Annotated in this window: 6 protein-coding genes; 2 read left to right on the top strand and 4 right to left on the bottom strand. The window is 71.9% G+C overall.

The features are described 5' to 3' along the window. Window positions 1–129 precede the first annotated feature (129 nt). A complete protein-coding gene (locus ACFU3E_RS34555; RefSeq protein WP_384167494.1) occupies window positions 130–588 on the top strand; it encodes a pyridoxamine 5'-phosphate oxidase family protein in 459 nt (152 codons plus the stop codon). A gap of 7 nt (window positions 589–595) precedes the next feature. Here ACFU3E_RS34555 and ACFU3E_RS34550 read toward each other — a convergent pair whose 3' ends face one another. From ACFU3E_RS34550 to ACFU3E_RS34540, 3 genes are all read right to left on the bottom strand, one after another. Next, on the bottom strand, window positions 596–1,504 hold the full coding sequence (locus tag ACFU3E_RS34550) for an oxidoreductase (protein WP_384167491.1): 909 nt from the start codon (window positions 1,502–1,504) through the stop codon (window positions 596–598). Window positions 1,505–1,546: 42 nt separating this feature from the next. Further along, window positions 1,547–2,920 (bottom strand): phospholipase, encoded by a 1,374-nt coding sequence (locus tag ACFU3E_RS34545; protein WP_384167488.1) that lies wholly within the window; start codon window positions 2,918–2,920, stop codon window positions 1,547–1,549. A 70-nt stretch (window positions 2,921–2,990) separates the two neighbouring features. Continuing rightward, complete coding sequence (locus ACFU3E_RS34540; RefSeq protein ID WP_384167485.1) at window positions 2,991–3,881, bottom strand: glycoside hydrolase family 19 protein; 891 nt, start codon at window positions 3,879–3,881, stop codon at window positions 2,991–2,993. A 568-nt stretch (window positions 3,882–4,449) separates the two neighbouring features. Here ACFU3E_RS34540 and ACFU3E_RS34535 point away from each other — a divergent pair. Further along, a complete protein-coding gene (locus tag ACFU3E_RS34535) occupies window positions 4,450–5,499 on the top strand; it encodes an acyl-CoA dehydrogenase family protein (RefSeq protein ID WP_384167482.1) in 1,050 nt (349 codons plus the stop codon). Window positions 5,500–5,806: 307 nt separating this feature from the next. Here ACFU3E_RS34535 and ACFU3E_RS34530 read toward each other — a convergent pair whose 3' ends face one another. After that, window positions 5,807–5,983 (bottom strand): hypothetical protein, encoded by a 177-nt coding sequence (locus ACFU3E_RS34530; protein WP_248509719.1) that lies wholly within the window; start codon window positions 5,981–5,983, stop codon window positions 5,807–5,809. Window positions 5,984–6,000 lie beyond the last annotated feature (17 nt).

Raw genomic sequence — 6,000 nt, 5'->3', positions numbered from 1 at the left:
CACCGAGCCAAGAAGACACGCACCACCACAACCGACCTGACCAAGCACTACTAGGCCCGGGGCCTAGGACCGGGGCCTAGGACCGGGGCCCGAGGCGCCACGGCGCCTCCGCCCGGTAGCGTCCCGCCCATGAAGATCACCGAGCCGCCTCGCACCCCCGAGCAGCGCAAGGCGGACCTGCTGGGCCGTCTGGAACAGGAGATCGACATCTGGGTCTCGACGGCGGATGCCGAGGGGGTTCCCTGTCTGGTGCCGCTGTGGTTCGTGTGGCACGACGAGGCCGTGTGGCTGTGCACACGGCTGTCCAACCCCACCGGCCGAAATCTGCGGGACGGCGGGCGGACCCGGCTGGCCTTCGGGGACACCCGGGACGTCGTGCTCGTCGACGGCGAGGTGCGGACCTACCCGATGCGGGAGGTTCCGTCGGCGGCGGCCGAGGCGTTCTGCGCGAAGACCGGATGGGATCCGCGCGGGGACCACGCGCCGTACGCCTTCTTCCGGGTACGGCCGCGCGCGGTGCAGGCGTGGTGCGAGGAGCACGAGCTGCCGCGGAGGCATCTCATGCGGGAGGGCGTCTGGGCCGTGTGACCGAAGCTCAACCGGCCTTGTGATGCAGCCTGTCGAGCCGGCTGAGTTCCTCGTCGGTGAGACGGATCGCGCCCGCCGCCACGTTCTCCGTGAGGTGGCCGGGGTTGCCGGTGCCGGGGATGGCGAGGACGTGGGGGCCCTGGTGCAGTGTCCAGGCGATGCGGATCTGGGCGGGGCTCGCGCCATGGGCCCGGGCGACGGCTCGGACGTCCTCGTCGTGGGCGGTGGTGGCGCCCTGCTCGGCGGTCTCTCCGGCGACGGCGTAGAACGGCACGAAGGCGATGCCCTGTTCGCCGCAGACGCGGAGCAGTTCGTCGGCGTCGGGGGCAGGGCGGTCGAGGGCGTACCGGTTCTGGACGCAGACCACGGGTGCGATGGCCTGCGCCTCGGCCAGATGGCGGGGCTCGACGTTGGAGATGCCGAGGTGCCGTATCAGGCCCGCCTCGCGCAGTTCCGCGAGGGCACCGAAGTGCTCGGCGATGGAGTCGTACTTCGGCATCCGGCGCAGGTTGACCACGTCCAGGTGGTCGCGGCCGAGCTGGCGCAGGTTCTCCTCCACATGGCCGCGCAGGGCCTCGGGGCGGGCGGAGGTGCCCCACTCCCCGCCGTAGGTGCGGTAGGGGCCCACCTTGGTGACGATGACCAGGTCCTGGGGGTAGGGGGCGAGCGCGCTGTTGATGAGTTCGTTGGCGGAGCGCAGCGACGAGAAGTAGAAGGCGGCCGTGTCGATGTGGTTGACGCCGAGGTCGATCGCCTTGCGCAGGACGGCGATCGACCGGTCGCGGTCGCTGGGTGTGCCGTGGTGGAAGGCGGCGCTGCCCGTCAGCCGCATCGCGCCGAAGCCGACGCGGTGGACGGGCAGGTCGCCGAGTTTCCAGGTGCCGGCGGTGTCCGCGGTGATCGTCTGTGAGCTCACCGGCGGAGTCTCACACACGGCACACGCACCGGCGAACCCGGTTCACGGATACGTGTACGCGTTGAGCGTGCTGACGGCGGAGGCCGGGTTGCCGCGGTCGTAGTGGTCCACGGCGAGGAAGTTGGGCTTCTTGCGGGCGGCCGGCTGGCAGAACCTCTGGGCGCGGTCGGCGAGTTTGGTGTTGTCCGTGCCGGCCGTGCCGGTGATCGGGACGTCGCGGAAGTGGTTCATGACGAACAGCGGACGGAATCCGGGCTCGGTGCGGGTCAGCGGGATGTTGGTGTCGGCGCCGTACCAGCGGCTGTAGCAGGACCAGTCGGAGGCGCCGATGCCCGAGCCCATCGACCAGTGGTTCTCGACGGTCCACTCGCGCTGGTACATGACGCCGAAGCTGTCCCGGGTCAGGCCCGCGGCCTGGTCGGCGGAGCGGCTGCGGTCGGTGAAGATCAGCAGCCGGTCTCCGGCGGCGGCCAGAGCCGCCATCGTCGGCCAGCCGTTCTGCCGTACGCCGGTGAGGTCGGGCCGGTAGAGCACGTCCGACAGGCCGTCGACGCGGGCGAGTTCGGAACGCAGGACGGCCGGGGCGACGTAGTCCTCCAGGAAGACGGTGACGAACTGGTCGGGGTGGGCCTTCAGGAAGTCGACCATGCGCTGGAGGTCGACCCACAGGGCGACGGGCCTGCTGACGAGGGTGCAGCTGTTGTGGCACAGGATCGCACCGTCGGGGGTCTGGTGGATGTCCAGCATGAATCCGCGCACCCCGTCGGCGAGTTGGCGTTCGATGCCGCGGGTCTGGTTGGGCACGAGGTTGACGAAGGGCGGGGCGAAGCCGCCGTCGACGCCGTTGGCGTACGCGTTGTGCGAGGTGAGGAACGTGACCTGGTCCAGGGTGCGCCGGTCCTGCGGCGGCATGGGGGTGGTGGCGGGGGCGACCGGGGTGAGGTACCAGGCGGCGAGGTCGCCGGATCCGCCGAGGGCGAGCCGCGCGGGGTAGGTGGCGCCGGACGGCCTGGGCGCCACCGTGAGGTGCCGCGCGGTCCCCGGGGCCTCGAGCGTGTAGCGGTCGGCGCCGAGAGGACTGATCTCCCACCCGGCGTCGGCGCTCGCGCAGGCGACGGTCGCGGCCAGGTCGCCGCTGCGGCCGAGGCAGTTGCCGGCTGCGTCGGTGCTCTCCAGCAGATAGGAGGAGCCGTTCGGCTTAAGCTGCCACTGCTGGCGGTCCTCGTTGCCGCGGGGTCTGTGCTGCTCGACCGCTCCGCCGCTGTCGGCAGCGTTCAGTCCGGTCGCGGCACTCTGGACGTAGTACGTACCCGGAGCCGGAACGGCCACGGCGGCCGCAGCGGGCTGGGGGGCCACGACCGCGGCAGCCAGCGCCGCGGTCGTGGCGAGCAGGGCGTGGGGGGTGCGTAGGCGCATGAGGGATGCCCTTCGATCATTCGATCAGGTTCATGACATCCCGCATGACACCACGCCACGTGGTCCGGCGTCAGCAGTACAGGTTGCCGCCGGGTGACGTCCCGAGGATCTGCGTGAACCGCTGGTAGTTGTTCACGCGGCTCTGCACCTGCGCCGGGTTCTTGCCGTCGCACTCCAGGGAGCCGTTGATGCTCCGGATCGTCTGGCCGAACCCGGCACCGTTCACCATGGCGTTGTGCGGGGTCATGCTGCCGGGGCCGGTCTGGGTGTTCCAATACCACAGGGCCGTCTTCCAGGCGACGGCCGAGTTGTTCTGCACCAGCCAGGGGTTGTTCAGCAGGTCGATGCCGAGCGCGTCGCCCGCGGCCTTGTAGTTGAAGTTCCAGCTCAACTGGATCGGGCCACGCCCGTAGTAGGCGGCCTGCCCGGCCGGGCACCCGTAGGGCCGTCCCCAGTCGCAGTAGTGCGGGTAGTTGGCCGTGTTCTGCTCCACCACGTGCACCAGACCACCGGTCTCATGGCTGACGTTGGCGAGGAAGGCGGCGGCCTCCCGCTTCTTCACCGTGTCACTGCCCGTGTCGGCGAAGCCGGGGTAGGCGCTCAGCGCCGCGGTGAGACCGCTGTAGCTGTAGAACGAATTCCGGTTCGGGAACATCTGGTGGAACTGGGCCTCGGTCACCACGAAGCGCGCGTCGGGCGTGCCGGGACCGTTGTCGCAGGCGTACGGCTCCCAGTACCAGGTGCTGATGACCGGGTCGTAACCGGGGTTGGCGTGCTCGGCGATGTACGCCTTGCCGTCGGTGTAGCGCACGATGTCGCCGACGGCGTACGACTTCCCGGCCGTCCAGTTCGGGTAGCTGGAGCAGGCGGCGGCCGAGGCGTTCGAGGCGGGCAGGAGCACCGGCGCGGCACCGGCGAGGGCGAGGGCGGCCAGGACTGCGGAGATGCGGCGTCGTGACACGGGTTCAACTCCTTCGCGGAGCACGGCCGCACCCTGACGAGGGCAGGGCGAGGCAGACCCTGGAACGCACGCACCGGTGATCCGGTCACGGCATGGGGGCGGCCGTGGTGGGGGCTGTGGAGGCACACTCAACCGCCTTGGTCTGTACCAGTCAAGGGTGTAGACCAGTCAGGTGCAGACCCGTTGTGTCCGCGCCGGGTGACGACCGGTCAGCCACGCCCCGGGCACGCCCCGGCCGCCCCCTGCCGCCGCCGCGCCGCGAGCCGTTCGGCCCGCGTCAGCGACTGCGCGAGGTCGTCGGGCCGGCACGGGGCCGGGACGCCGGACGTCTCGGAGACCGGCGCTTCGTCTGCTGCGAGGGCCGTGTCGTACGGGGGCCCGCACGGCTTGCTGCACCTGCGGGACACTCACGCGCGTCAGCGGATCCACCGGGCGCGGGCCGACGGGCTCGACTCGACGTCCTCACGGAGCTGGATGCGCGTCCCTGACGGCACGGACCGCGCCCGGTCGGCCGACGACACGCCCCCGGATCGACCCCCCGGGCCGCCCGACCGCGAGAATTCCTCCCATGACCACCGCACCCCACCCCCTCGTCACCCGCGCTCAGCGGCTGGCAAGCGATCTCCTCGTCCCGCAGGCCGAGCGCGTCGACCAGGAGGGGGTGCCCGCGAGCCATGTCGAGGCGGTGAAGCGGGCGGGGCTGCTGGGAGTGGTGGCACCGCAGGAGTTCGGCGGGGCGGACGCGCCCGTGGACGTGGCGCGGGAGACGGCGGAGATCCTGGCCGGGGCGTGCTGCTCGACATGGTTCGTGCAGACACAGCACCACACACCGGTGAAGCTGCTCGCCACACACGACTCGCCCCTCCGGGCCAAGCTGCTGCGCCCCCTGGCGACCGGCGAGCTGATGGCGGGCATCGCGTACGCCCATGTCCGCGCCTTCCCCCGGGTGCCCGTACGGGCCGTTCCCGAGGAGGGCGGCTGGCGGTTCGAAGGCAGGGTGCCCTGGTACACGGGCTGGGGTCTGAACGACGTGATGCTGCTCGCCGGGGTGACGGACACCGCCGAGGTGGTGTTCGTGTCCACCGAGGCCCGCGCGCAGCCGGGGCTGACGCCGTCGGCGCCGATGCGGCTCGCGGCTCTCACCGCCGCCCGCACGGTGTCCCTGGAGCTGGACGGCCTGTGGGTGCCGGAGGAGGCCGTCGTGCTGCGCACCTCGCAGGAGGAGTTCGCCCTGGCCGACCGGCCCCGGGCCGCCGGCGCCAGTCCGGCCGTGTTCGGGGTGGCGTACGCGGCGCTGGACCTGGTGGCGCAGAGTCCGGACGGCCGGGAGACGGCCCGGTCGCTGCGGGCACGGCTCGACGAGGTCCGGCGGGAGGCCTACGCCCTGGCCGACCGGCCCGCCCCGCACGGCTCCGTACCGGAGCGACTGGCCGTGAAGACACGCGCGTACGGCCTCCTGCGGGCGGCCACCACCGCGGCGATCGTGGCCGGAGGCGGCCGCTCCATGGACCTGGGCAGCCGGGCCCAGCGGCTCGCACGCGAAGGGATGTTCCTGCTGGTGCAGGGCCAGACGGCCGAGGCGCGCCGGACGCACCTCGGCTCGCTGGCGTCCGGCTAGCCGAGGCCGGTTACGGCCGGGGCCCTGTCCTTCCGGGACGGGAACTCGCCGTAGAACTCCGCTTCGATGACGTCGATACACAACGATGCCGCCACAGTCCCCGCGCGGCGAGGCTCGGCGGAGGACGCCTTCGCCGGACCAGTACGCCACTTCCAGGTGCGGATGGCCGGAGAAGATGAACGCGTCGCAGGGTGCGGCCCTGTACGGCCGGCGACCGGATCCGGGGGGGCTTCTCGGCTACCCGGGCGGGCGTTTCACCCCAGGCGGGAGAGACGTCGGTGCGCCGGGTGGTGGTCCCGCCGGCGATTCAGCCCTCGTCCGCCGGAACGACCACCAGGAAGGCGTCGGACTCCAGGTCCATCACGACGGTGGCGGGCTCGCCCTCGGCGCGGCGGCGTGCCGCGTACTCCTCCGCGGGCCACGATCCGCGCGGAGACCCCGCCGGGAACCGTTCCAACACCTTCGCGCTGATGGCCGCAGTCACGTCCGCCGCCCTCCCCT

The organism is Streptomyces sp. NPDC057424 (assembly GCF_042803315.1).
In the GTDB taxonomy this organism is placed as follows: domain Bacteria; phylum Actinomycetota; class Actinomycetes; order Streptomycetales; family Streptomycetaceae; genus Streptomyces.
The sequence above is the reverse complement of the archived record's forward strand: the minus strand, read 5'-3'. Positions and strand labels throughout refer to the sequence as shown.